This is a genomic window from Streptomyces sp. NPDC051214, from assembly GCF_040682375.1.
In the GTDB taxonomy this organism is placed as follows: Bacteria; Actinomycetota; Actinomycetes; order Streptomycetales; family Streptomycetaceae; genus Streptomyces.
Window position 1 is genome coordinate 38,610 of sequence record NZ_JBFBAT010000023.1, and the last position, 23,263, is coordinate 61,872.

The following is a 23,263-nucleotide window of genomic DNA, read 5'->3' on the forward strand; positions in this document are numbered from 1 at the left end:
CGTGGCGGCCCTCGACTGTCGCTACCTGGGCGGTACGTGGGTGAAGTGCTGCCGGATGCCGTCCTTGACGTCATGGTCGAGGAGGAGGCGCCATTCCAGGCGTCCGCAGTTCGCGCAGACCAGCGCCGATGTCGGCACGGTCTCTCCGCGGAGAGCTCCGAACTTCAGCCGCACCTTCGGCAGTGCCTGTCCGTAGTAGGCCTGGCCTTCATACACCTCGTTGCTCCCGCAGCCGGTGCATACCCCGTGTGCCATGCCCGTCCCCTCATCACTCATGGCCCCACCTTAGGGCCACAGTTGGAAACTACTTGCGGTGTCGTCCGGTCGCCCGATATCCAGCGTCGTGACCGTGTCACGCCGTGCTGTACGAGTTCAGATCTGCGGGGCCCAGGTATCGGGTGACGGGCCCTCGGCCGCTGACCGGGGGACCTTCGCGCACGGGGTGTAGCCCGACAGGAAGAGGGAGGTGGTCGAGTCGTTCCAGTCCAGGTCGAACGTATCGCCCGTCTTCGGGTCCTGGACGCGGAAACCGAACTCGACGAAGGTCTTGCCCCGGCGGTTGCCGTCGTGGGTCACGGTCCAACCCGCCGAGGCGAACTGTTTGCGCAGGCGCGCTTCCGCGGTACGCGCGATGTCGACCGGGACATCCTCGACCGTCCAGCTGAGGTCGAAGGTGACGACGTCGGGCAGGGTCTTCTCGATGCTGAGGCCTCCCGCGGAGCAGCTGTGGCCGGGAATCACCCGGACCGGCGTCACGGTCTCGTGGCGCGGCAGTGCCATCCCCTCGTACGCCCACTGCGCGCGGTCCGTCAGGCGCTGCCTGAGTGCCGCCGGTTCGGCGGAGGGGTACTCCCGCTCCACCGCGGAGCAACCCGTGGTCGACAGGGCGGCAAGCAGCAGGGTCAGGGAGATGGCGGCTTTCCTCATGAGGCGACCGTACGAACGAGTCGACGTCGACCGCATGAGTAGCGGTACTCAATGCCGTCCCCGGCAGGTATGTTTTGCCCGGTCGTCGCCGCCCTCAGGACGGGAGCCCTGTTGTGAGTACGTTCGTGTTGATCCACGGTGCCGGAGACGTCGGCTGGTCCTGGCATCTGGTCGAGGCGGAGCTTCGGGCGCGCGGTCATGACGTGGTGGCTCCGGATCTTCCGGGCGACGACGACTCGCTGACGCTCGACGACTATGCGGATGCCGTGGTCGAGGCGGTCGGTGACCGTCGCGATCTCGTGGTCGTGGGTCATTCGTACGGCGCGTTCACCGCGCCCCTGATCGCCGCCCGTCGTCAGGTCGATGCGCTGATCCTGGTCGCCGGGATGGTGCCCGAGCCTGGTGAGACACCGGACGCGTGGTGGAGCAACACCGGCTACGCCGAGGCCGTGCGGCGTCAGGCCGAGCGGGACGGCGGCCTCACCGGCAGCGATGACCCGCACGTCTCCTTCTACCACGATGTCCCGCGCGCGCTGGCCGAGGAGGCGATGAGCAAGGAACGAGCCCATCCGTCCTCGGCCGCGTCAGCCCAACCGTGGCCACTCGATGCCTGGCCGCGCGTGCCGACCAGGTTCGTGGTGTGCACCGAGGACCGTTTCCTTCCGCCGGAGTTCCAGCGCCGGCTCGCGCGGGAACGACTCGACGTGACCCCCGACGAGATCGCGGCGAGCCACTGTGCGGCACTCAGCCGCCCCAGAGAACTGGCGGACGTTCTGACGGCGGCGGCCAAGGGCTGACGTCACTCCTTCTGCGCGGCCGGACGGGCCGTGGGTCGTGCGGCCGGACTGGTCAGGCGCCCCGCGCCAGCTCATCGCCGACGCGCGCCGCGGTGGAGCGCAGCCACATGTGGGCGGCGTCGCGTGTGTGTACCGGGTGCCACCACAGGGCTTCTCGCAGCGGGACCGCGTCGTAGGGCGGCCGCATGAGGCGCACCGGCGCGATGCCGGCGAGGAGCCGGGCCAGGCGTTCCTGCATGAGGGCGATCCGGCGGGTGCCTGCGACAAGGAGGGGGAGTGACTGGAAGGTGTCGACCGACACCTCCACCCGTGGCTCGACTCCCAGCATCGCCAACTGGCGTACGGCCGGGGCGTCGTAGGTGCGTTGGTAGGTCACCCACGGCAGCCGGGCCAGGTCCTGCTGGGTCAGCTGCTCGCCGACCTCGTCGTTGTCGTCGGCGACGATAAAGACCCAACTGTCCTCGTAGAGGTCGGTGTAGGGAAGGTCGCTGACGACGCCGTGCGGCATCAGCAGCCCGTCGTGCGCGCTCAGCAGCGTTCCGGTCTCCTCGATCACGGTGGGCGGCGTCCGGGTGAACCTGAGCCGGATTCCGGGTGCCTCGCGGTGGACGACCCGCGCGAGCGCGGACCCGAAGACGGCCACCGCGTAGTCGGACGCAAGGAGCGTGAACTCCCGCTCCTCCTCGGCCGGTTCGAAGACGGCCTGACTGCTGAACAGGCGCTCCAGGAGGTCGTAGGCCGTGCCCGTGCGGTCGAGGAGTACCTGCCCCAGGGCCGTGAGTTCGTACTGGCCGCCCGAGCGCACCAGCAGCTCGTCGCCGAAGTGTTTGCGCAGCCGGGAGAGCGCGGCGCTCATCGCGGGCTGGCTGAGGCCCACGCGCTGCCCGGCGCGGGTGACGTTGCGTTCCTCCAGGAGTGCGTGCAGGGCGACGACGAGGTTGAGGTCGAGGCGGGCCAGGTTCACCGGTGCGTTCTCCCTGCGCGAATGGGGGCGTGACTGTCTGACCACTGACTATAAACACGGCGGATGATCAGTATCCACAGAATCGATTTCCATGATCGTGGGTGTCGGCGTCAGATTGGTGGCATCGCCATCAGGAGGACACCTTCGTGAACCCCGCACCCGCCCCCACGCCCGCACCCACTCCCGCATCCGGATCCGGATCCGCTCCCGCCTTCGCCCCCTTCGCCGGGCCTTTCGCCCTGGCTACGCTCTCCGGCTCCGACGGGGTCGCCTTTCCTGCCCTCGTCACGCCCGATCAGCAGGTGCTCGACCTCGGGGCGGCGCTGGGCGATCCGGCGGCGACGACTCGTACGGTGCTGGAGCGCTGGGCCGAACTGCTGCCCCTCCTGCACCAGTTGGCCATCTCTGGTGCCGCCGCCGACGCGGCGGCGACCGATACCGGACGCCGGCCGCTGGCGGACTTCCAGGTGCATGCTCCGGTCGAGCCGCGCCAGGTGTTCCAGTCCGGTGCCAACTACCGGCAGCACGTGATCGATCTGCACGTGGCGCACCGCGACCCGGCCGACGGACGCTCCGTGGAGGAGGCCCGCGCCGAGGCCGCGGAGATCATGGACCGGCGCGCGGTCGAGGACCTGCCGTACGTCTTCATCGGTCTGCCGAGTGCCATCACGGGCCCGTACGACGACGTGGTGCTGCCCCTCTGGGCCGAAAAGCCGGACTGGGAGCTGGAGTTGGCGGCTGTCATCGGTCGCCCTGCCCACCGGCTCACCGTGGGGGAGGCGCTGGAGCACGTCGCCGGATACACCATCGCCAACGACCTCACCGACCGCGCGACCGTCTTCCGCCGGGACATGCCGCAGATCGGCACCGACTGGCTGCGCAGCAAGAACGCGCCCGGCTTCACCCCGCTCGGCCCGTGGATCGTGCCCGCCGACTCAATCGCGAACCCCGACGACCTGCGGCTGACCCTGAAGCTGAACGACCGGACGATGCAGGACGAGTCCACCGAGGACATGATCTTCAACGTCGCCCGCATGGTGTCGTACGCCTCCCACACCGCCCGGCTCCTGCCCGGGGACCTGGTGCTGACAGGGTCTCCCGCCGGCAACGGCATGCACTGGGGGCGCCTGCTGCGCGACGGCGACGTCATGGACGGCTCGATCACCGGGCTCGGCGCGCAGCGCACCCGATGTGTGGCGGAGGGCGCGGCGTGAGCCTGGATCGCACCGACCCGGAGCGTGAGATAGCCGAAGCCGCCAAGTCGTACTCGAACTGGGGGCGTTGGGGTGCGGATGATGTGCTGGGTACGCTGAACTTCCTCGACGAGGCCAAGCGACGCGAGGGCGCCGCGCTCGCCCGCCGGGGCGCCAGCTTCTCCCTGTCGCAACGGTTCGGCATGGACGGTCCGCAGAAGGGATGGCGGCGCCGCACGAACCCGGTGCACACCATGCTGGACACCGGGACCGACGCGGCCCTGGGCCATCAGGGCTTCCCGCACGGCCTCGGCGGCGCCGACGACGTGATCGCCATGCCGTTGCAGTGCTCCACCCAGTGGGACGGCCTCGGCCACATCTTCGACCACGGCAAGGCGTGGAACGGCCGCCCGGCCGAGGAAGTGGTGACCTCCGAAGGGGACCTGGTCACCGGCATCGAGCACATGGCCGCGCACGTCGCCGGGCGCGGCGTCCTCCTCGACGTGGGCCATGTGGTCGGCGACGATGGCGAGTTGCCCGACGGCTTCGCCATCACCGAGGAGCACCTGACCGCGACCGCCGCGGCCCACGGCGTGCGGGTGGGCCGCGGCGACATCGTCGTGGTGCGTACCGGACGGCTCACCCGGGCGCGGCGTGAGGGGTGGGGCGAGTACGCGGGGGGTGACGCGCCCGGCCTGTCCTTTACGACCGCCGGCTGGCTGTACCGCACCGAGATCGCCGCCATCGCCACGGACACCTGGGGCTTTGAGGTCCGGCCGAACGAGTTCGAGCACGCCTTCCAGCCCCTGCACCAGGTCGCCATCCCCAACATGGGCCTGCTCATCGGCGAGATGTGGGACCTGGACGCCCTGGCCGAGGACTGTGCGGCCGACGGCGTGTACGAGTTCTGGCTCACCGCCGCGCCGCTGCCCGTCACCGGCGCCGTCGGCTCCCCGGTGAACCCGATCGCCGCCAAGTAGCCCGTGGGATCAAGTAGCCCGTGGAACAGAGGAGTTCCCTCATGCTGAATCAGACCCGCAAGGTCCTCGTGATCGGCGGCGGCGCGGCCGGAAACGCCGTGACGATCCTGCTGCGCCGCGCCGGCGTGGCCGTCGACCTGATCGAGGCCCAGCCCGGCTGGAACGCCAGTGCCGGATCCGGTATCACCCTCCAGGGCAACGCCCTGCGCGTGCTGTGCGAACTCGGCGTGTGGGAGGACGTCGAGGCGTCCGGCTTCGGATTCGACGCCGTCGGCATCACGGCCCCCGACGGCACGGTGCTGCACGTCTCCGAAGACCTCCGCAGCGGTGGCGACGACCTGCCCGCCACCGTCGGCATGCAGCGCCCCCAACTGCAACGCGTCTTGATGCGGGCCGTCCGTGCGAGCGGCGCGACGGTGCGCCTCGGTGTCACGGCCACCTCGCTCGAGCAGGACGCGCACGGCGTCGACGTCCGGTTCAGCGATGGCGCCCGGGGCCGCTACGACCTGGTGGTCGCCGCCGACGGTCTCGGCTCCGGCACGCGGTCCGCGATCGGCATCGCCACGAAGCCGGAGCCGACCGGCATGGCCATCTGGCGCGTCGCCGCCCCGCGCCCCGAGGGGGTGAGCCGGGCCGACCTCGCCTACGGCGGTCCCGCCTACATCGCCGGTTACTGCCCCACGAGCGCCACCACGCTCTACGCGTTCGTCGTCGAGGCCGCCCGTGATCGCGCCTCCATCCCGTCACAGTCGTACGCGGACGAGATGACCCGCCTCGCCACGGCCTATGGCGGCCACTGGCCGGAGATCACCGCACACATCACGGACCCGACCCAGGTCAACTACACCTGGTTCGACCAGATGCTGGTGGAGGGCTCCTGGCACCGCGGCCGCGTGGTCCTCGTCGGGGACGCCGCGCACTGCTGCCCGCCCACCCTCGCGCAAGGAGCCGCCCTGTCCCTGGAGGACGCGCTCGTCCTCGCCGAACTCCTTACGGGCTCCGACACCTGGGACGACGCCTTGCTCCAGGCGTACTACGAGCGGCGCATCCCGCGGGTGCGGGCCGTGGTCGAGGCCTCCGTACAGATCGGGCAGTGGCAGTTGGACGGCGTGCGCAACGCGGATGTGCCCGGCCTGATGGGCCGCACCCTGGCCATGCTGACGGAGAGGCCGTGACCGCGGCGGCCGGGGCAGCGGCCCTGACCGCGCGCACCGGGGGAGCGGCGGCGCCCGCTGCCGTGGCCGCGCCCACCGTGGACGTGCACGCGCACGTTCTGCTGCCCGAGGTGGACGCGCTGGTGAGCGGCCTGCCGGGCCACCTCGAAGCCCGCGCCCTGGACGCCCGGCGCAACGGCCCCGCGGCCCTGGCCGTCAACGGGCCGATGATCGGCGAACGCATCACGCGCCTGACCGACCCCTCGGCCCGGCTCGCCGCGATGGACGCCCAAGGCGTCGATGTACAGCTGGTCAGCCCGTCGCCCTCGCACTACCACTACTGGACCGACGAGCAGACGGCCGAGAACGTCTACCGTCTGGCCAACGAGGCCACCGCGACCCACTGCGCGGCCGCCCCCGAACGGCTGCGCGGCCTGGGCCTGGCACCGCTCCAGCATCCGGATCTCGCTGTCCACGCTCTCGAACATGCCGTGGAACAAGGCTTGTTGGGCGTGGAGATATCCAGCCACGCCCCCAACCAAGCTCCCAGCCACACCCCCGGCCGCGGGCTGTTCCGCGAGCTGTCGGATCCCGCGTACGAGCCGCTGTGGACGCGGGCGGAGGAGACGGGAGCGATCCTCTTCCTGCACCCCTTCGGCTGCACGCTCGACGAGCGCCTCGACCAGTGGTACCTGTCCAACACCGTCGGCCAGCCCACCGAGAACGCCGTCGCCCTCTCCCACCTGATCTTCTCCGGAGTCCTCGACCGGCATCCGGCCCTGAAGGTGCTTGCCGCGCACGGCGGCGGCTATCTGCCCACGCACATCGGCCGATCCGACCACGCCTGGTCGGCACGGTCGGACGCGAGCATCGCCTGCGCACACCCGCCCAGCAGCTATCTCAACCGCCTCTACTTCGACTCCCTCGTCCATGACCCGTACGTACTACGGGAGTTGATCCGCGTCGTCGGCTCGGACCGGGTCCTGCTCGGCTCCGACTTCCCCTTCGACATGGGCACCCAGGACCCCGTCGGCGCCCTGCGCGCCGCGCACCTGTCCGACGCCGACTTCCACGCCGTACGGGGCGCCAACGCCGCCGCTCTCCTCCGGAAGGACTGACATCATGACCCGCCTGCTCACCCACCTGCGCCACGTCGACCTCGCCGTGCCCGACTACGACCGGCAGCTCGACTTCTACTCCGGCGTCTGGGGCCTCACGAAGGTCGCCGAGGACTCCGGGATCTCCTTCCTCGCGGCCGAAGGCTCACCGGAGCAGTACGTGGTCCGGCTGCGCAAGGCCGCCGAGAAGCGCCTCGACCTCATCTCGTACGGGGCCTCGACCCCTGCCGACGTGAACACCCTCGCCGAACAACTCCTCTCCGACGCCGTGCAGTTGATAACACGGCCCGGAAGCATCGACACCCCGGGCGGCGGCTACGGCTTCCGCTTCTTCGATGTCGACGGCCGCACCATCGAGGTCTCCACCGACGTGGAGGTGCGCAGGCACCGGAGGATCGAGGAGAAGGAGGCCGTCCCGGTCAAGCTCTCCCACGTCGTCCTCAACGCCCCCGACCTGAACACGACCCGCGCCTGGTACGAGCGGCACCTCGGCTTCAAGCTCTCCGACACGCTCATGCACCCGAACATGGGCGAGGCGATGCACTTCATGCGCATCTCCAACCAGCACCACTCCATGGCCATCGCCCAAGGCCCGCACGCGGCCCTGCACCACATCTCGTTCGAGCTGCGCGGCATCGACGAGTACATGCGCGGATCGGGCCGCGTCATCCGCGCCGGACACCACAAGATCTGGGGCCCCGGTCGCCACGTCGCGGGAGACAACACCTTCACGTACTTCCTCGACCCGAACGGCAACACCGTCGAGTACACCACCGAACTGGAGATGCTCGACGAGGACACCTGGCACCCCCATGTGTACGACTTCTCCAACCCCGAGGTCACCGACCAGTGGGGCACAGCGAACGCGATGAACGAGTTCGTCGCCAAGGAGTCGTTCAACGACGTCGACCGCGGCTGCTTCGTCGCCCCGCCGGTCTGAGCCCTGTGCCTGGAGGAAACCCCTATGCGCCTCGCAGCGTATGAACACCCACACCCACACCCACACCAATACCAGCACCAACATCAACGCCGCGTCGCCGTCGTCGAGGACGACGGCACCCTCTACCCCCTGCCCGGGGTCAGCTCCCTCACCGACCTGCTCGCCCCTGGCGACGGGCTGCGCGGCTGCCTCGACCGCGGCGCCGCGGCACTCGACGGGCCGGCCGGCCCCCACGCCTCCCAGGTGCGGCTGCTGGCGCCCTTGCAGCCCACCTCCGTGCGGGACTTCGTCGCGTTCGAGGAGCACGTGGAGGGCGTACGCCGCTCCGTGGAGGGCACCGCCGGTGTCCCCGAGCAGTGGTACGCGGCCCCGACCTTCTACTTCGGCAATCCCCACGCCATTTACGGTCCGCACGACGACATTCCGGCGGCGCCCGGAGCCGGGGTCCTCGACTTCGAACTCGAAGTGGCGGCTGTCATCGGACGCGAGGGCAGCGATCTCAGCCCCGAGCAGGCCCGTGAGCACATCGTCGGCTACACGATCTTCAATGACTGGTCGGCGCGTGACCTCCAGTCGGCCGAGATGCGGGTGGGCCTTGGCCCCTGCAAGGGCAAGGACACCGCCACCACTCTTGGCCCCTACCTCGTCACCGCCGACGAATTGGAGCCCTACCGCGACGGCGACGGGTTCCTGCGGCTCGCCATGACCGCCGCGATCAACGGTGAGGTGGTCGGCAGGGACCTGCTGTCCAACATGAGCTGGACCTTCGAGGAGATGGCCGCCTACGCCTCGCGCGGCACCCGCGTCGTTCCCGGCGATGTCCTCGGCTCCGGGACCTGCGGCAACGGAGGCTGCCTCGCCGAACTCTGGGGGCTGCGCGGCCGCCAGGACCCGCCGCCCCTCAAGCCCGGCGACACCGTCACCCTCACCGTCGAAGGCATCGGCACCGTCTCCAACACCGTGGTGCCCGGCCCCGAACCCCTCCCGATCCCCGCGGCCCGGCGCCGCACCCGGGAGCGGCCATGACCGACCCACAGGCCGTGCCCGATGTGCGCCACAGGCGACTCCTCGGCAAGGTCGTGATCGTCACCGCCGCGACCGGTGGCCAGGGCGCCGCCGAAGCCGAGGCGCTCAGTACGACTGCCCGAGTTCGGCGGGCAGTTGGGCCCAGTCCGTGTCGCTGGTGACGTCGAGACGGCGGACAACGCCGGAATCACCTGGCGCGCACGGATCGATGACGTACGCGCCGATGACATGGCCCGCGTTCACGCGGTCAACGTCACCGGGCAGCTCCTGGGCATCCAGCACCTCACCTCGCTGATGGCGCCGGGCGCCTCCATCGTCAACGTCGGCTCCTCGGCGGCGCTGACCGCCCACTATCCGGTCGCGTACACCACCAGCAAGTGGGCCCTGTGCGGTCGGCCACCGCGCCGGCCGCCTTCCGTGACACGACCCTGCGCGACACCCCGCTGGGTCGCACCGGCACGGTCGACGACATCACGCCGCTGGTCACGTTCCTGCTCAGCGACGACGCGTCGTTCATCACCGGTGCCGACATCCCCGTGGACGGCGGCTACACCGCGCACGGTGGCGCCAAGGCGGTGTCCGACGCCCTGCGCCGGACCTGACCCGGGTCGGTGCAATCGGTCGTCGCTATGCGACCGTGAGCACGATCTTGCCGCGGATATGGCCTTGGGCGGCGCGTTCGTGCGCGGCTCGGGCTTCCGCGAGGGGGAACGTGCTGTCGATCGCCACGCGGACCGTGCCGGCCTCGAGCAGACGCCCCAGTTCGGCGAGCTGCGCCCCGTTCGAGCGGACCTGGGTGCCCGTGACCGTGACGCCCAGCTTCGCGGTCTCCTCTTCGTCGAACTCGCCGAAGAACACGGGGAACTGGGAGCCGCCGCGCTTGAGTGTACGCAGGAAACGCCTGCTGTCGGGGCCGCCGACGGCGTCGAGAACGAGGTCCACGTCTCGCACGACGTCCTCGGGGCGAGTCTTGGTGTAGTCGATGAACTGATCGGCGCCGAGCTCGCGCAGGAACGCTTCATGTGCGCCCGAGGCCACCGCGATGACCCGTGCGCCCTTCCATTTCGCCAGTTGGAGCGCGAAGTGCCCCACGCCGCCCGCGGCGCCGTTGACGAGCACCGTCGTGTCGGCGTCGAGCGCTGTGGGGCGGTGCCGCGCCGCCTGGAAGGGCGAGGGGTGATCGTGTCCGAGGTCGATCAGGAACTGCCACGCGGTGAGGCCGGCCATGGGCGCCCCCGCGGCGTGCACGTGATCGATGCCGGACGGCTTGAGTGCCAGGTCGGAGGCGGGCGCGGCCACGTACTCGGCATAGGTGCTGCCGTCGAAGCTGGGGAAGCGCAGGAGACCGAAGACCTCGTCACCGACGGAGAAGCCGTCCACATCCGCGGCCACGGCCTCGACGACGCCCGACAGGTCCGTCCCCGGGATCACGGGCAGGGCGAACTTCGGCCTCGTCTCGGGAGGCAGGTTGGACATGCCGTCGCGCAGATACCAGTCGGGCGGGTTGATGCCGGCCGCGTGGACGCGGACGAGTACCTCGCCCGGCCCCGGTTCGGGGATCGGCACCTCCTCGTACCGCAGAACTTCCGGGCCTCCGTGGTCATGGAGGCGGATGGCCCTCATCGTGCGTGTCGACATCGTTCTTCTCCTGCCCGCGCCGCGAGTTACGCTGATTCGGATCAGCGATCCACATAAGTGGACCACTGATCCGAATATATGGACCAGTGATCCGGATAGTCAAGGGGACCCATGCGGGCCGATGCCAGGAAGAACCGCGACCACCTGCTCGCCGTAGCGGGCACCGCCCTTGCCGAGCAAGGCGTCGACGTGTCCCTGCGCGACATCGCGCGCAGGGCGGACGTCGGGCTCGCGACACTGCTGCGGCACTTCCCGACGCGCGAGGCGCTGCTCGATGCCCTGCTCCGCACGAGCTTCGACGAACTGACGGCGAAGGCGTGCGCGCTGGAGACGTCGAGTCCGCCCGAGGTCGCTCTGGTCTCCTGGCTGCGCGACTGCGTCGCCTGGACCACCGAGTACCGGGGTGTGACCGTGCTGATGGCAGCCGCCATCGAGGACACCGAATCCGCACTCCACGCCTCGTGCGTGACCTTGCGCGCGGCCGGTGCGCGGCTCCTCACGCGCGCGCAGACGGCGGGCCTGGCGCGGAAGGACGTCGACGGCGCCGATCTGTTCGCGCTGGTGGCCATGCTCGCCTGGACCGGCGATCAACCCTCACTCGCGCCAAGCGCCGATCACCTCTTCGAGGTGGTGGTGAGCGCGATCCTGACGACGACGCGGGGCAGCGAAGCCGGGTAGAAACGCAGCCCGCGTCCGCACCCCCGACCACCACCCGGCCGTGGCCACGCGCCCGCACTCAACCTCGACCCGCCCACGCAGGAGCCCGGATGCAGCCCGCCGTCGCACGCCTCACCGCACTCGTTCCGCCCCCGGGCCCCCGCCGCTCACGGGACTGGGCCGCCGTGGAGCAGCAGCTCGGCACCGCCCTGCCACCGGACTACAAGGAACTCGTCGAGGTCTACGGCGGCGGAATCTTCGACGAGGAGATCCGGCTCCTGGACCCCGCATGCCCCGACAAGGACTACAACCTCCTCGACGAGGCCCGGGAGCGCGCGGAGATCCTCGCCTCCTTGTGGGAATTCGAGCCCAAGCCGCCGCAACTCCTGGCAGGCGACGGGGCCCAGGTGCTGCCCTGGGCCTACATCGAGGGCAGCGGCGCCATGCTGTACTGGCTGCGCCGACCGGGGCAGCAGCCGGAGCAGTGGACCACCCTGTTCAACGAAGGCCGGGGCCCGGAGTGGGAGCACCACCCCCACTCCTGCGCACAGTTCCTGCTCCTGGTGCTCACCGGCGAAGCCGACACCGTCTACTTCGACGCTCTTCCCTCACGGCAGCACCAGTTCGACTCCAACGACGACGTCCTTTGAGGGACGGCTCAGGGTTCCCCGGACCACCTGGTCGTGCCCGCCCCGTGCAGGTGAGCCGCCGCCTGGCGACGCCATGCCACCGTCTCCTCGGTCGCCGCGGAGCCCAGCTGGTCGAACAGGGTCAGTGCCTCCTCCCAGCAGGCGCGGGCCCGGTCCGTATGCCCGATGCCGTTGAGCGCGCGGCCCAGGAGGGTGAGCACGCCGGCGCGGTGCCGGGCTCTTCCGGGGCCGGTCAGGAGGGAGAGCGCCAGCTCCGCGTCGGCCGCGGCGTCCGCGAAGCGGCCCCTGGCCATGTGCACCTCGGCGAGCCGGAAGAGGGTCTGCCCCTCCCAGGTCTGCTCGTGCTGAGCCCTGAACACCTCCAGGGCCAGCCGGAGTTCGAACGTGGCGTCGTCGTACTGTCCGGTCCTGGTGTAGGCCAGGCCGAGTACGTAGCGGGCGTGGGCGCCGCGCACCCGGAGCCCCATGTCGTCGTGCATGGCGAGAGCGCGCCGAGCGAGTTCGACGGCGCCGGCGGAGTGCCCCGTGGCCAGGTGCACGCGGGCCAGGTTGCCCAGGGCGTCGGCCTCGCCGGCCCGGTTTCCGAGCGCGCGGAAGGTGTCGACGGCTTGCCGCAGATACCGTTCCCCTTCGGCGTGCCGGCCCGCGTGCATCGCGATGAGCCCGAGGTCGTGGGTGGCCCAGCACTGGGGCAGCGGGTCGCCGCTCTCCTCGGCGAGCCGCACGGCGCGCCGAGCCTCCTCGTCCGCCTCCTCCAGGCGGCCGGACAGCAGCAGTACACCGGCCAGCGCCGTTCTGGCCCGCCCCTCGGCCCGCACGTCCCCGGCGTCGCGGGCGGCGGTACACACGGCGGCCGCCACGGATTCGTACAGTCCGGGGTTGGCGCCCGGCTCGGCAAGTTCCTTGGCCGCGAGGAGCAGGTCCACGCTGCGGCCCAGGGAATCGGGCGTCAGGGACTGCTGGACGCAGGCGAGGACGCAGTCGGACTCCGAATGCAGCCAGGCGCGGGCGGTGGCATCGTCACCGAAGCTCAGGCCCGCGTTGTACGTGGGTGCGAAGTACCCGACCGTCGTGTCGCCCGGGTGGGCCCGTGCGTAGGCCTGCGACGCCGACGCGAGGTGGAAGTCGAGCAGCCGGGAGAGTGCGGCGGCCCGTTGGCTGGGCGGCAGTTCGTCGCGCTCCGCGCACGCACGGGCGTACAACCGCACGAGGTCGTGGTAGCGGTAGCGGCCGGGTGCCGCCGACTCCAGCAACGACGTGTCGACGAGCGACTCCAGGAGGTCTTCCGTCGGTTCCAGCGGCAGGTCGAGCATCGCGGCCGCAGAGGACAGTGAGATGTCCGGGCCGTCGGCCAGGCCCAGGAGTCGAAATGCCCGGGCCTGCGCGGGCTCGAGCGCCCCGTAGTCGAGTTCGAAGGTCGCCTTGACCGCGAGGTCGCCGGCCTGGAGCTCGTCGAGCCGCCGCCGCTTGTCCGCCAGTTTCGCGGCGAGCACGGAGACCGTCCAGGTCCTGCGGGCGGCCAGGCGGGAGGCCGCGATCCTGATCGCCAGGGGCAGGAACCCGCACGCCGCGACCACATCGAGCGCCGCGTGCCGTTCGGGGGCCACGCGTTCCGCACCCACGATGCGCTTGAAGAGCAACAGCGCTTCCTCGGGGGACATCACATCCAGGTCGACCAGATGGGCCGCGGGCAGGTCCACCATGCGCACCCGCGAGGTGATCAGCGCCGCGCACTTGCCGAAGCCCGGCAGCAGTGGCTTGACCTGCGCCACGTCCCGCGCGTTGTCCAGGAGTACGAGGATCCGGCGGTCGGCGAGGATGGAGCGGTACAGGGCTTGGCGTTCCTCCAGCGTGTCCGGGATCGCCGAGTCGGGGGTGCCGAGGGCGCGCAGGAACGTGCCCAGGACCGCTTCGGGGTCGGCTGCCCGTGCTCCGGTGCCCTGCAGGTCCACGAAGAGCTGACCGTCCGGGAAGGACGCTCTGAGCCCGTGCGCCACGTGGACCGCGAGTGTCGTCTTTCCCGCTCCGCCGATACCGGCCAGGGCCGAGACGGTCATGCCGCGGCGTTCGGTGGAGGACAACGCCTGACTCAGCTCGGCCACCAAGGCGTCCTTGCCGGTGAAGTCGGGGACGGTGGCGGGGAGTTGATCCAGGCGCACCGCCATCGTCGTGGACTCGCGCGCGGGCGCCACGGGCCCGGCCAGGTCCGTGTCGGCCTGCAGGATGCGCATCTGCAGCTCGCGCAGTTCGGGGCGCGGGTCGATGCCCAGTTCGGTGGTGAGCAGGCGCCGGGTGTCGGCGTACACGGCGAGGGCTTCGGCCTGGCGTCCGGCGCGGTAGAGCGCCAGCATCAGCAGCTCCCGCAGCCGCTCCCGCAGGGGGTGCTGCGCTGTCAGTGCGGTGAGCTCGGAGACCACGGCCCCGTGGTGTCCGAGCTCGAGGTCCAGGTCCATGCGTGTCTCCAGGAGCTGCAACCGCCACTCCTCAAGGCGTGTGCGCTGTGTCTCCGCGTAGGGGCCGGGAACGTTGGCCAGCGGCTCGCCGTCCCACAGCGACAAGGCGGTGTCCAGCAGCGAGCGGGCCCTGCTGCGCTCACCCGCCGTGCGCGCCTTCTGGGTCTCGGACCACAGGTGCTCGGCCGCCGCGAGGTCCAATGCCTCGGCGGGAACGGGAAGCCTGATCGCGTAGCCGCCCGAGATGCTCGCGAGCAGCCCTGGAGGAAAGGCCTTGCGCAGGCGCGAGGCATACGTGCGTACCGCTGCCAGGGCCGGAGAGGGGGGAGAGTCGCCCCAGATCGCGTCGATGAGTTCGGAAGCGGTCGCTACCCGCCCGTCGCGCAGCAACAACGCGGCCAGGAGCGCGCGTTGCTGTGGAGAGCCGGTCGGCAGCTGTTCCGTGCCGCGCCAGGCCCGTACGGGGCCGAGCACGGAGAAGCGCACGGTGTCGGCGGGGTGTCCGCGCTCGTGCACCCGGGGCGGTTCGAACTGGATGGGGCCCCTCTGCACCACGGGCGCGGGCGGCGGGGTGGCCCGCTGTTCGGCGACGCGGGTGAGCGGCGTGCGCAGGCTTCGTCGCGGTTCGACGGAGGGGGCGGTCTGGGTGCGTTCGCTCAGTGTGGCGGTGGCCCGGACCATGGCGCCGGCGTCCTCGACTCTCTGTGCGGGCCCCAGGACCTGCGCCGCCTCGAACTCGGTGCCGGTCAGGGTGCGCAGGGAGGACAGTGACTGCGGGTGGTGGGTGCCGAGCGTCGCCGAGGTCTTCTGGGCCATGACGGCAAGGACGTCGGCTGCCCTTTCCATCCGCTGCCGTGCGCCGGCTGAGCGTGCCGACTCGAATTCGGCCGACGCCAGGGCCACCACGGCGGACAGCGATCTGGGATGGCTCTCGCCGAGAACGCCCACCAACTGACGTACCGCTTGCTCCAGTTCACGGAGCAGTTCGTCCGCATCGGCGATCGCGCCCTGCTGACGTACACCCTCGGTGAGGATCGTGAGCGCCAGCACCCGCACGTTGAGCCGGGCCTCGGGGCCCTCGTCCCCGGTTGCCGTGTCCAGCGCGTGCCGGGCGGCGGCGATGGCCTCTTCGTGATCCCCCTTGCGCATCTTGACCGCTGCCAGGTTCGCCAGCGTACGAGCGGCCGCGATCCCGGTGGTCGCGCGCGAGCCCAGGTCGTGGTCGAAGGCCAGCAACACCGAGGCCGCCGACAGCTTTCCCCGGTTCGCCAGGGTGACGGCGAGCTGATTGCGCACGGTGCTGTCCAGACGCCGCAGCTCGGGATCCCGCAGAGCGCTGTTCGCCACCTGATCCACCAGCGTCGAGGACTGGTCCCCGAGATCCAGCGCGTCGAGCAGGGCGCAGAGGTAGGCGAAGTGTTTGCCCGCCGCCGGGGCGAACAGCGCACGAGGATCGCTGCGCAGGTCGTCCACCGCACCGGTGATCTCGGTGAGGGGCGCGGTCCCTCCTGCCAGGGCGCTCTCCGCCCGTGAGATGGCCGACTGCCACGCCGTGCTCACCGGCCACCCCCTTCGAAGTCGCTCTCGATGGCGCGCCGCGCCGCGATGAACTTCAGCTCGGCTATCTGGGACGCGTCCATCTCTCCCGCTTCGGCCCACTGCTGGAGCCGGTGGAACCACTCCTCGACCTTGGCACCGTTGGTGACGGCGACGTCCTTGACCGCCTCGGCCCGCTGCTCGCCCGATGGGCCGGGCGGGCGCAGCACGTCGATCAGGTGGGACAGCTGCAGATGGTCGAAGCGGGAGACGGCCTCGGCGATGGTCGCGGCGAACAGGACGTTGGCCGCGCGCCGGCCGTCGGCCCGGTCGAGGCTCTGCTCCAGAAGGATGCCCACGACGACGGGCTCGTGCTCCTGGGAGGCGCTCTCCACCGGCCCGCCGGAGTAGCCCGAGTAGTCACCCAGGACCTGATCCACCGTCAACTGCAGCGCCTCGATGGCTGCTCCGCCCTGACACGCGTAGTCGTGGGACTGGGCGTCGATGTTGCCGCGCAGCTTCGCCTCGTCCAGACCAGGCCGGTAGGGCCCTTCCCAGCGGCCGCCGACGAGGGCACGTCCGGCCTTCCTGATCATTGTCAGCGGTACGTAGTGATGTGTCCCGATCTCGATCAGCGCCAGGTCGGCGCTCTCGTCCTGCCGGCACACCTGCCCCTCGATCAGGCTGCCGTCGGACAGGACGATGCGCACGCTGCGATCGGGCGCGCTCAGCCCCCGCAGACAGTGCAGTGCGGTAAGGACGTATCGGGGCGTCAGCAGGAAGCCTCCGCCGAGGCGTTGCTGCCCTTGAAACAGATCGACCCAGCAGTCCGCCCCCGTCGCGCCGGTCATGGCGTACCAGAGGTCCGCTCCACGGTCAGGGTGACCTCGAACGATGCCTCCGCCGACGCTTTGGAGAGGATGACCCCGGCTTCGGCGGCAAGGGTCAGGCCGAAGGTGACCTCCATCGAGGAGACCTGCCAGCCGTCCCGGGCGGGAGCCTGTGCCAGGGCCGTCTGCGCGATCGTGGACGCCTGCACGATCGCCTCCTCCACCTCGGCCGAACGCTCGGCGAGCGGCGACGTCGTCCGGGTCCGGCTGGCGATCTGCCTGTTGCCGACGGCGTCGAGCGCCACCGTCTCCACCCTGACGTGATTCATGTACCGCGTCGCCCCCGTACTTCGTTGCCCCGTCCGGCAGTTGACCGGCCCGTCCGGCGGATCGATCACCCCCATCAAAGCGCGTGAGGCGACGCAGCGGCAAGGGTCCGCCACAGCTGCGGCCCGGTCACCCCACCAGATCAGGCGACCGCAGCAGCTGCGGCGGGATGCCCCAGGCGTCGACGAGGTCGGCCGCGAGGGGGCGGATCTTGCGGCACAGGTCGTTGACCTCGCGGCGGATCGCCTTGGAGCGCTGTGTCGTCAGGCGGCCGTGTTCCATGAACCAGGCGCGGTCGGCCTCGATGGTGGAGAGGGCGAAGAGGTCGCACAGCAGCCCCAGTGCGACCTTGTTGTCGCCGTCGGGCAACCGGCGCATCTTGTCCACGAAGGCTTCGAGCACCAGCCGCTCCACGTGGGCGTGGGCCACCGCGATGACGTGGTCCTGCACCTGTGAGAAGACGACACCGGGGTGGGTTTTCTGGTCCATTCCGCGCTTGAGGCGGCGTGCGACGCCGGCGAGCATGTGCTCCTCGCGGAAGCGGAGCATGGCCAGTTGATACTCCGAGTCGAGCAGGCCCGCTTCCTGGTCCCACTCGTCGCCGCCGGGCAGCAGGTCGCGTACCCGCTCCAGCAGTTTGTGGGCCGAGGTCTTCTCGATGACCGTTTCCACGGCGAGGTTGGTGACGTAGCGGACCATGCCGAGCTGGTCCAGGTTCTCGAACTCGCTGGCGTAGTGAGTGAGCAAGCCCTTCGCCACCAGTTGGAGGAGCACGTGGTTGTCGCCCTCGAACGTCGCGAAGACGTCGCTGTCGGCCTTCAGGGCGGCGAAGCGGTTCACGGCGAGGTAACCGGCGCCCCCGCACGCCTCGCGGCACTCCTGGATCGTGCGGGTGGCATGCCAGGTGCCCAGGGCCTTGGTGCCCGCGGCCCGTGCCTCCAGTTCGCGGCGTGCGAGCTCGTCGTCACCGCCCCCGGAGAAGACTTCGTGCAGCTGTGTGCGGACGACGTCCTGTGCGAAGTGCAGCGCGTAAGTGCGCGCGATGAGCGGGAGCAGGCGGCGCTGGTGCATGCCGTAGTCGAGCAGCACCTGCTCCTCCGTGTCCGATGCGGCCTGGAACTGCCGCCGGCGCACGGCGTACTTGGTGGCGATCGCCAGGGCCACCTTGCTGGCGTTGATGGCGCCACCGCCGACGCTGACCCGCCCCTGCACCAGCGTGCCGAGCATGGTGAAGAAGCGGCGGTCGGGGTTGTCGATCGGGCTCTGGTAGGCGCCCTCGGGAGTGACGTCGGCGAACTGGTTGAGCAGCGCCTCGCGTGGCACGCGTACGCCGTCGAACCAGATGCGGCCGTTGTCCACGCCGTTGAGACCCATCTTGCGGCCGTCGTCCTCGATCCGTACGCCGGGGGCCACCTCACCGTCGACGCGGACCGGCACGACGAACGCGTGCACGCCCTCGCGCTTGCCGTCCACCTCGAGCTGGGCGAAGACGACCGCCAGCTCGGCGTGCCGGGCCGCGTTGCCGATGTAGTCCTTGCGGGCCTCGTCGCCGCCGGTGGTGATGACGAACTCCTGGCTGTCGGCGTCGTACCGAGCCACCGTGCCAAGGGCCTGGACATTGGAGCCGTGTCCGGTCTCGGTCATCGCGAAGCACCCCATCAGCTCCCCGGTGATCAGGCGCGGCAGATAGGCCTCGTGGTGACGCTGGGTGCCCAGGTGCAAGATCGCACCGCCGAAGAGCCCGAACTGCACGCCGACCTTCACCAGCACCGACAGATCGCCGAAGGCGAGCGTCTCGAACGCGGCGATCGACGCACCGATGTCGCCGCCTCCGCCGTACTCCTTCGGAAAGCCCATGCCCGTCTGGCCCGTCGCCGCCATCTCGACGACAAGCTCCCGCACGCGCTCGCGGAACTCGTCGAAGCCGAGTTCCTCCGCTTCGTCCAGGACGCCCGCGTACGTCGTCAGATTGGTGCGAACCAGATCGCGGACCTCGGCGTACTCACCGTCGAGCAGCTCGGTGAGAGCCTGGATGTCGATGGTGGGCTGCGCGTAGCCGCTGGGGGAGGCAGAGCTTTCGGTGACCATGTCGCCCTGCTACCCGCGCGTAAGCGGATCAAATCGGTCGCCTGGTCCATCTGCGCTGCCGCCGTGAGGACGCCCGATGGGCGAAGCCGCCGAAGGGGCGCCCTTGTCAGTGGGGCGGTGCATGATCGGGCGTATGACCTTTGGTTCGATCGAGGCCCTGAGCACGCTCGCTCACCGACACCTGCCCTCCGACGTCGCCGAGCGATGGGTGAGTCTGTTCCGTCCGGGGGTCCGGCTCGAGGCGGCTGCGGGAGCGGACCCCGTGGTGGGCAGGCTCGGTGGTCTGCCGCATCTCCCGTCCGGGTGGCTCATCCGCCCCGCGGACCTGGCCGAACGCCGCTTCGACCGGGCGATGTTCACCTGGCAGTGCAGCTGAGCGGAGCGGTCCGGTACGGCCCTGTTCGTCATTAGGCTGGAGGCCCCACCGTCCAAGGAGCAGCGTGCCGCCGGCCTTCGTCCACCGGATCACCAAGTACGACCCCGCCGACCGCGACGAGCGCGGGCACTACACCGGTACGCAGGACACAGCCAGCGACCACGGGCCGGTCGAGGCGGCGTATCTGGCGGCCATCGCCGCCTTCGCGGAGGCCTCGGGCATCGACCGGCTGGAGATGCGCGAGCCCGCAATCACCGGCTTCGTTCACTTCGGCCTGGAGCCGCCGACGGAGGGGCACGGCCTCGCCGGGCTCTTTCCGCCCGACCTCACCGGCTATCACGACGGGGCCGAGATTTGTCTTCCGGTCGCTCTGGAGCTGGTCCGGGCCATGCTGCGCGACCAGGGCGCCTGGTGTCGGCTGGAGGTGGGGGACGTGTTCACCGTGCATGTCGGGTGGGACCAGTACGTGTACGTGGGCACCGACCGGCCCTGCGCGGACGCCGTGGCCCATACGCGCGAACTCGGTCTCTTCGCCGAGCCGATGGCGGCCTCGCCCTACGCGGCAGAGGCCGAGGAACACGAAGTGACGCAGGCCGCCGACGAGGACTTCTGGGCGCGTGTGCGCATGGAGCTTGCCGCACGGCAGACGGTGCTCCTCGAAGAGGCCTTCGTCCGCAACGCAGCACGCTGGCACCGCCTCACGGCGGACAACCTCGACGAGGTGCGCGCCGGCTTCAGCCCGCGCGCCCTGCTGACCGTCTGGCCCGACCTGGACCCCGCTGTCGGCGCGGTTCTCGCGGCGCTGCCCGAGGAGGGAACGGTGGTGTTCGTCTGGGAGGCGCAGGACTCGACGATCAGTCACGTGATCGTCGACGACAGCGAGTACCAGGAGCTCGCCGCCCTGGCCGCCGGGATGCGGGCAGCCTGTGCCCTGCCGATGGACCTCGACGACCACCACCCGTTGCTCTGCGCCGCCCTGCCCGACAGCGACGGCGTGCTGCGCGCCACGTGGTGACTTGGTGATCTGGTGATTTGTTGACAGCAGGGTGAGCCGGCCCGCGTGGGCGACGCAGCCGGCGCGACCCGGTCGACCACGCATTCTCAGCTCGTGAACTACGTGAGCCTTCGGCACCCTTGCGCCAGACGTGGCTGCTGTAGTCCGCTGGCCCGCATGGGGAAGAAGAGCATTGCCGCAATGACCGCCGCCCTTGTCGCGGGGTCCCTTCTGACGGGCGTATCGCATGCCGGTGCGCAGAGCGCCGGGCATCCTGCCGAGAGTTCCTCACCGCCGACCGGGTCGGCTCGCGTTTCCGGGGTCGACCTGGACACCGTGACGATCCCGGAGTTACAGGCGCGCATGGGGGAGGGGTCGCTGACCTCGGCGACGCTGACCAAGGCCTACCTGCGGCGCATCGCACACGTCGATCCCAAAATTCACTCGGTCCTGCGCACCAGCCCGACGTCCCTGCGGGAGGCAGCCGCCAGCGACGTACGCCACCGACGTGGAAAGCCCCTCGGTCCCCTGGACGGTATCCCTGTCCTCCTCAAGGACAACGTCAACACCCGTGACATGCCGACGACGGCCGGGTCGCTCGCGCTCGCCGGGAGCCCGCCCGACACCGATGCCGCGCTGGTGACCCGGCTGAGGAAGGCCGGGGCGGTGATTCTCGGCAAGACCAACCTGTCCGAATGGGCCAACTTCCGTGGTGCGAAGCCGACATCGGGGTGGTCGGCGGTGGGCGGCCAGACCAAGAACCCGTACGTGCTCGACCGCAATCCGTGCGGATCGTCCTCCGGTTCCGCCGCCGCACTCGCCGCTTCGTTGTCGCAGGTGGCGATCGGCACCGAGACGGACGGCTCCATCGTGTGCCCGGCCGGGATGAACGGTGTCGTCGGCCACAAACCCAGTCTCGGCCTGGTCAGCCAGTCAGGCGTGGTGCCGATCTCCGCCGAGCAGGACACGGCCGGACCCATGGCGCGCAACGTGATCGACACCGCGCTCACGCTGTCGGTGCTGAGCGAGCGCCAGGACGCGCGTGGTGACGACGCCCGCACCGGCCCTCTTGCGGACCTCCCCGGCACCGGCCTCCGTGGCAAGCGGATCGGCCTGTGGCGCCTGCCCTCGCTGGGACCGGACGTGGACGCCGTGATGACCCGTACGGCCAAGAAGCTGCGCAAGGCCGGAGCCGTGGTCGTCGAGGTGACACCCCCGTATCAGGCACGGCTGGCCGAACTCGAATTCCCGGCGCTGCTCACTGAGTTCCACCGGGACATCGACGCCTACCTCGGCACGCGCAAGGGGCCCCGCGACCTCGCCGAGCTGATCGAATTCAACCGCGCCCACCCCGAGGAACAGACCTGCTTCGCCGGACAGGAGCTGTTCGAGCAGGCCCTGGCCGCGCCGCCCACCACCGACCCCGAGTACCGGGCGATGCGCGCCGAACTGAAGGACCTCTCCCGGCGCTCCATCGACGAGACCATGTCCGCTCACCGTCTGGACGCCATCGCCGCGCCCACGAACCCGCCCGCCTGGACCACCGACTGCGCGCGCGGCGACAACGACGTCATCCCCTCCTCCACCCCGGCAGCCGTGGCCGGATACCCGTCCCTCTCGGTGCCCGCCGGGTCCGTGAACGAACTGCCGGTCGGCCTGCTCCTGATGGCCGGCGACCACCAGGACGCCGGGCTCCTGTCGCTGGGGGCCGCGGTGGAGGACCGCCTGAAGGCCTGGCGTGCACCGCGCTACCTGCCGACGCTCGGGGCCGGCGGGCAGAAGTGACCGGGCGGGGGCGAACCCGACGCCCACGTTGAGAATGATGCCGGTGACACCGCCCGAGGCCGGCCAGGATGCGCGGCCGGTTGTGAAGGACCCGCAGGGGCACGACTGCGCGCCTACTTGGCCTGGTAGGCGCGCAGGAAGGTCCGCACTCCCTCGACGATGAGGGGCCGGACCCGTGGGTCCTCCGCGGCGTTGGCCGAACCGAATCTGTTGAGCGCGACGTTGAAGGTCAGCGCGATGAACTGGTCGGCCGCGAGGCGGGCGTCGGGGGCGTCGAGGAGGCCGGCCTCGGCGAGCGCGGCGAACCGCTCGGCCAGTGCCTCGTCGGGGGCGTCGGCCATGGAGTTCTCGCCGCCGTCCGGCAGTTGGCCGGCCTGCGTCCGGACCAGTCGCTGCAGTGTGGCGTACTCCGCTGAACCGAGCATGTCGGTCGCGATCCGCATCGAGAACGTGACCAGCACGTCCTCCAGGTCGGCCGTTTCGGTGAGTTCCGAGGGGTCGGTGAGAGTGTCGTCGAGGATGCGCCGGATCGTGGTGATCAGTGACTGGCCGACGCCGTCGACGACTGCTTGCAGCAGCGTCTGCTTGTCGCCGAAGTAGTCATAGACCGTCCGCTTGGACACCTCGGCCCGAGCGGCGACCGCGTCGACGCTGGTGCGGTCGAAGCCGTCGGCGAGGAACAGTTCCCGGGCCGCGGAGAGGATCGCGGCCCGCTTCTTCGTGGACCCCTCGCGCAGTGTCTTCGTGGTTGGCATGGCCGTATCTTAACTCGACTTTACTACACCGTGTAGTGTAATTCTGAGTCAGGAGAGCTGCTGCCGAAGGGAAGT

21 protein-coding genes and 1 pseudogene are annotated in these 23,263 nt (G+C 70.3%); 13 read left to right on the forward strand and 9 right to left on the reverse strand.

The features are described from left to right. Positions 1-21: 21 nt before the first annotated feature. Both AB0M70_RS39450 and AB0M70_RS39455 read right to left on the reverse strand, forming a co-directional pair. On the reverse strand, positions 22-276 hold the full coding sequence (locus AB0M70_RS39450; RefSeq protein ID WP_365828191.1) for a hypothetical protein: 255 nt from the start codon (positions 274-276) through the stop codon (positions 22-24). Between the two features lie 96 nt (positions 277-372). Continuing rightward, positions 373-927, reverse strand: a complete 555-nt coding sequence (locus AB0M70_RS39455) for a hypothetical protein (protein ID WP_365828193.1) — start codon at positions 925-927, stop codon at positions 373-375. 113 nt (positions 928-1,040) lie between these two features. Between AB0M70_RS39455 and AB0M70_RS39460 the strand changes: the two genes are divergently transcribed. Then, positions 1,041-1,724, forward strand: coding sequence for an alpha/beta hydrolase (locus AB0M70_RS39460; protein ID WP_365828195.1), 684 nt, complete (start codon positions 1,041-1,043; stop codon positions 1,722-1,724). Between the two features lie 52 nt (positions 1,725-1,776). Here the strand turns inward: AB0M70_RS39460 and AB0M70_RS39465 are convergent, their stop codons facing one another. Beyond that, positions 1,777-2,688: a LysR family transcriptional regulator gene (locus AB0M70_RS39465; RefSeq protein WP_365828197.1), complete on the reverse strand. Its 912-nt coding sequence runs from the start codon at positions 2,686-2,688 to the stop codon at positions 1,777-1,779. A 239-nt stretch (positions 2,689-2,927) separates the two neighbouring features. Between AB0M70_RS39465 and AB0M70_RS39470 the strand changes: the two genes are divergently transcribed. From AB0M70_RS39470 to AB0M70_RS39500, 7 genes and pseudogenes are all read left to right on the forward strand, one after another. Further along, positions 2,928-3,902, forward strand: a complete 975-nt coding sequence (locus AB0M70_RS39470; protein ID WP_365828306.1) for a fumarylacetoacetate hydrolase family protein — start codon at positions 2,928-2,930, stop codon at positions 3,900-3,902. Further along, positions 3,899-4,861, forward strand: a complete 963-nt coding sequence (locus AB0M70_RS39475; protein WP_365828199.1) for a cyclase family protein — start codon at positions 3,899-3,901, stop codon at positions 4,859-4,861. The genes AB0M70_RS39470 and AB0M70_RS39475 overlap by 4 nt, the downstream gene beginning before the upstream one ends. Before the next feature lie 41 nt (positions 4,862-4,902). After that, a complete protein-coding gene (locus AB0M70_RS39480) occupies positions 4,903-6,036 on the forward strand; it encodes an FAD-dependent oxidoreductase (protein WP_365828201.1) in 1,134 nt (377 codons plus the stop codon). 62 nt (positions 6,037-6,098) lie between these two features. After that, the gene (locus tag AB0M70_RS39485; RefSeq protein ID WP_365828308.1) at positions 6,099-7,133 is read left to right on the forward strand and encodes an amidohydrolase family protein; all 1,035 of its coding nucleotides are present in this window, start codon (positions 6,099-6,101) and stop codon (positions 7,131-7,133) included. Between the two features lie 4 nt (positions 7,134-7,137). Further along, positions 7,138-8,073 (forward strand): VOC family protein, encoded by a 936-nt coding sequence (locus AB0M70_RS39490; protein WP_365828203.1) that lies wholly within the window; start codon positions 7,138-7,140, stop codon positions 8,071-8,073. Between the two features lie 24 nt (positions 8,074-8,097). Continuing rightward, a complete protein-coding gene (locus tag AB0M70_RS39495; RefSeq protein WP_365828205.1) occupies positions 8,098-9,099 on the forward strand; it encodes a fumarylacetoacetate hydrolase family protein in 1,002 nt (333 codons plus the stop codon). Then, positions 9,096-9,701, forward strand: a pseudogene (locus tag AB0M70_RS39500) (SDR family oxidoreductase). Before AB0M70_RS39495 ends, AB0M70_RS39500 begins: the two are co-directional and overlap by 4 nt. 25 nt (positions 9,702-9,726) lie before the next feature. Here AB0M70_RS39500 and AB0M70_RS39505 read toward each other — a convergent pair. Then, a complete protein-coding gene (locus AB0M70_RS39505) occupies positions 9,727-10,737 on the reverse strand; it encodes an NADP-dependent oxidoreductase (protein ID WP_365828207.1) in 1,011 nt (336 codons plus the stop codon). 111 nt (positions 10,738-10,848) lie between these two features. Between AB0M70_RS39505 and AB0M70_RS39510 the strand changes: the two genes are divergently transcribed. Both AB0M70_RS39510 and AB0M70_RS39515 read left to right on the forward strand, forming a co-directional pair. Further along, positions 10,849-11,415, forward strand: a complete 567-nt coding sequence (locus AB0M70_RS39510) for a TetR/AcrR family transcriptional regulator (RefSeq protein WP_365828209.1) — start codon at positions 10,849-10,851, stop codon at positions 11,413-11,415. A gap of 89 nt (positions 11,416-11,504) precedes the next feature. Further along, entirely contained in the window at positions 11,505-12,044 is a 540-nt protein-coding gene (locus AB0M70_RS39515; protein WP_365828211.1) for an SMI1/KNR4 family protein, read from the forward strand. A gap of 8 nt (positions 12,045-12,052) precedes the next feature. Here the strand turns inward: AB0M70_RS39515 and AB0M70_RS39520 are convergent, their stop codons facing one another. The 4 genes from AB0M70_RS39520 to AB0M70_RS39535 all read right to left on the reverse strand — a co-directional run bounded on the left by AB0M70_RS39520 (position 12,053) and on the right by AB0M70_RS39535 (position 19,278). Further along, entirely contained in the window at positions 12,053-15,034 is a 2,982-nt protein-coding gene (locus AB0M70_RS39520) for a BTAD domain-containing putative transcriptional regulator (protein ID WP_365828310.1), read from the reverse strand. A gap of 1,019 nt (positions 15,035-16,053) precedes the next feature. Continuing rightward, a complete protein-coding gene (locus AB0M70_RS39525; protein ID WP_365828213.1) occupies positions 16,054-16,884 on the reverse strand; it encodes a trypsin-like peptidase domain-containing protein in 831 nt (276 codons plus the stop codon). Then, a complete protein-coding gene (locus tag AB0M70_RS39530) occupies positions 16,881-17,192 on the reverse strand; it encodes a CU044_2847 family protein (protein ID WP_365828215.1) in 312 nt (103 codons plus the stop codon). The genes AB0M70_RS39525 and AB0M70_RS39530 overlap by 4 nt, the downstream gene beginning before the upstream one ends. 127 nt (positions 17,193-17,319) lie before the next feature. Beyond that, on the reverse strand, positions 17,320-19,278 hold the full coding sequence (locus AB0M70_RS39535; protein ID WP_365828217.1) for an acyl-CoA dehydrogenase: 1,959 nt from the start codon (positions 19,276-19,278) through the stop codon (positions 17,320-17,322). 133 nt (positions 19,279-19,411) lie between these two features. Here AB0M70_RS39535 and AB0M70_RS39540 point away from each other — a divergent pair, with 133 nt between their 5' ends. The 3 genes from AB0M70_RS39540 (at position 19,412) to AB0M70_RS39550 (ending at position 22,433) form a co-directional block, all read left to right on the forward strand. Beyond that, positions 19,412-19,654, forward strand: a complete 243-nt coding sequence (locus tag AB0M70_RS39540; protein ID WP_365828219.1) for a hypothetical protein — start codon at positions 19,412-19,414, stop codon at positions 19,652-19,654. A gap of 64 nt (positions 19,655-19,718) precedes the next feature. Further along, complete coding sequence (locus AB0M70_RS39545) at positions 19,719-20,669, forward strand: RNA-binding protein (RefSeq protein ID WP_365828221.1); 951 nt, start codon at positions 19,719-19,721, stop codon at positions 20,667-20,669. 156 nt (positions 20,670-20,825) lie between these two features. Next, positions 20,826-22,433 (forward strand): amidase, encoded by a 1,608-nt coding sequence (locus AB0M70_RS39550; RefSeq protein ID WP_365828223.1) that lies wholly within the window; start codon positions 20,826-20,828, stop codon positions 22,431-22,433. A 113-nt stretch (positions 22,434-22,546) separates the two neighbouring features. Here AB0M70_RS39550 and AB0M70_RS39555 read toward each other — a convergent pair whose 3' ends face one another. Further along, positions 22,547-23,188, reverse strand: a complete 642-nt coding sequence (locus AB0M70_RS39555; protein ID WP_365828225.1) for a TetR/AcrR family transcriptional regulator — start codon at positions 23,186-23,188, stop codon at positions 22,547-22,549. Positions 23,189-23,263 lie beyond the last annotated feature (75 nt).

Bases quoted from the DNA above. Each gene is read 5' to 3' on its own strand.
- AB0M70_RS39450 (WP_365828191.1), bottom strand. From the start codon at position 276: ATGAGTGATGAGGGGACGGGCATGGCACACGGGGTATGCACCGGCTGC.
- AB0M70_RS39455 (WP_365828193.1), bottom strand. From the start codon at position 927: ATGAGGAAAGCCGCCATCTCCCTGACCCTGCTGCTTGCCGCCCTGTCG.
- AB0M70_RS39480 (WP_365828201.1), top strand. From the start codon at position 4,903: ATGCTGAATCAGACCCGCAAGGTCCTCGTGATCGGCGGCGGCGCGGCC.
- AB0M70_RS39490 (WP_365828203.1), top strand. From the start codon at position 7,138: ATGACCCGCCTGCTCACCCACCTGCGCCACGTCGACCTCGCCGTGCCC.
- AB0M70_RS39495 (WP_365828205.1), top strand. From the start codon at position 8,098: ATGCGCCTCGCAGCGTATGAACACCCACACCCACACCCACACCAATAC.
- AB0M70_RS39505 (WP_365828207.1), bottom strand. From the start codon at position 10,737: ATGTCGACACGCACGATGAGGGCCATCCGCCTCCATGACCACGGAGGC.
- AB0M70_RS39510 (WP_365828209.1), top strand. From the start codon at position 10,849: ATGCGGGCCGATGCCAGGAAGAACCGCGACCACCTGCTCGCCGTAGCG.
- AB0M70_RS39515 (WP_365828211.1), top strand. From the start codon at position 11,505: ATGCAGCCCGCCGTCGCACGCCTCACCGCACTCGTTCCGCCCCCGGGC.
- AB0M70_RS39525 (WP_365828213.1), bottom strand. From the start codon at position 16,884: ATGACCGGCGCGACGGGGGCGGACTGCTGGGTCGATCTGTTTCAAGGG.
- AB0M70_RS39530 (WP_365828215.1), bottom strand. From the start codon at position 17,192: ATGAATCACGTCAGGGTGGAGACGGTGGCGCTCGACGCCGTCGGCAAC.
- AB0M70_RS39535 (WP_365828217.1), bottom strand. From the start codon at position 19,278: ATGGTCACCGAAAGCTCTGCCTCCCCCAGCGGCTACGCGCAGCCCACC.
- AB0M70_RS39540 (WP_365828219.1), top strand. From the start codon at position 19,412: ATGACCTTTGGTTCGATCGAGGCCCTGAGCACGCTCGCTCACCGACAC.
- AB0M70_RS39550 (WP_365828223.1), top strand. From the start codon at position 20,826: ATGGGGAAGAAGAGCATTGCCGCAATGACCGCCGCCCTTGTCGCGGGG.
- AB0M70_RS39555 (WP_365828225.1), bottom strand. From the start codon at position 23,188: ATGCCAACCACGAAGACACTGCGCGAGGGGTCCACGAAGAAGCGGGCC.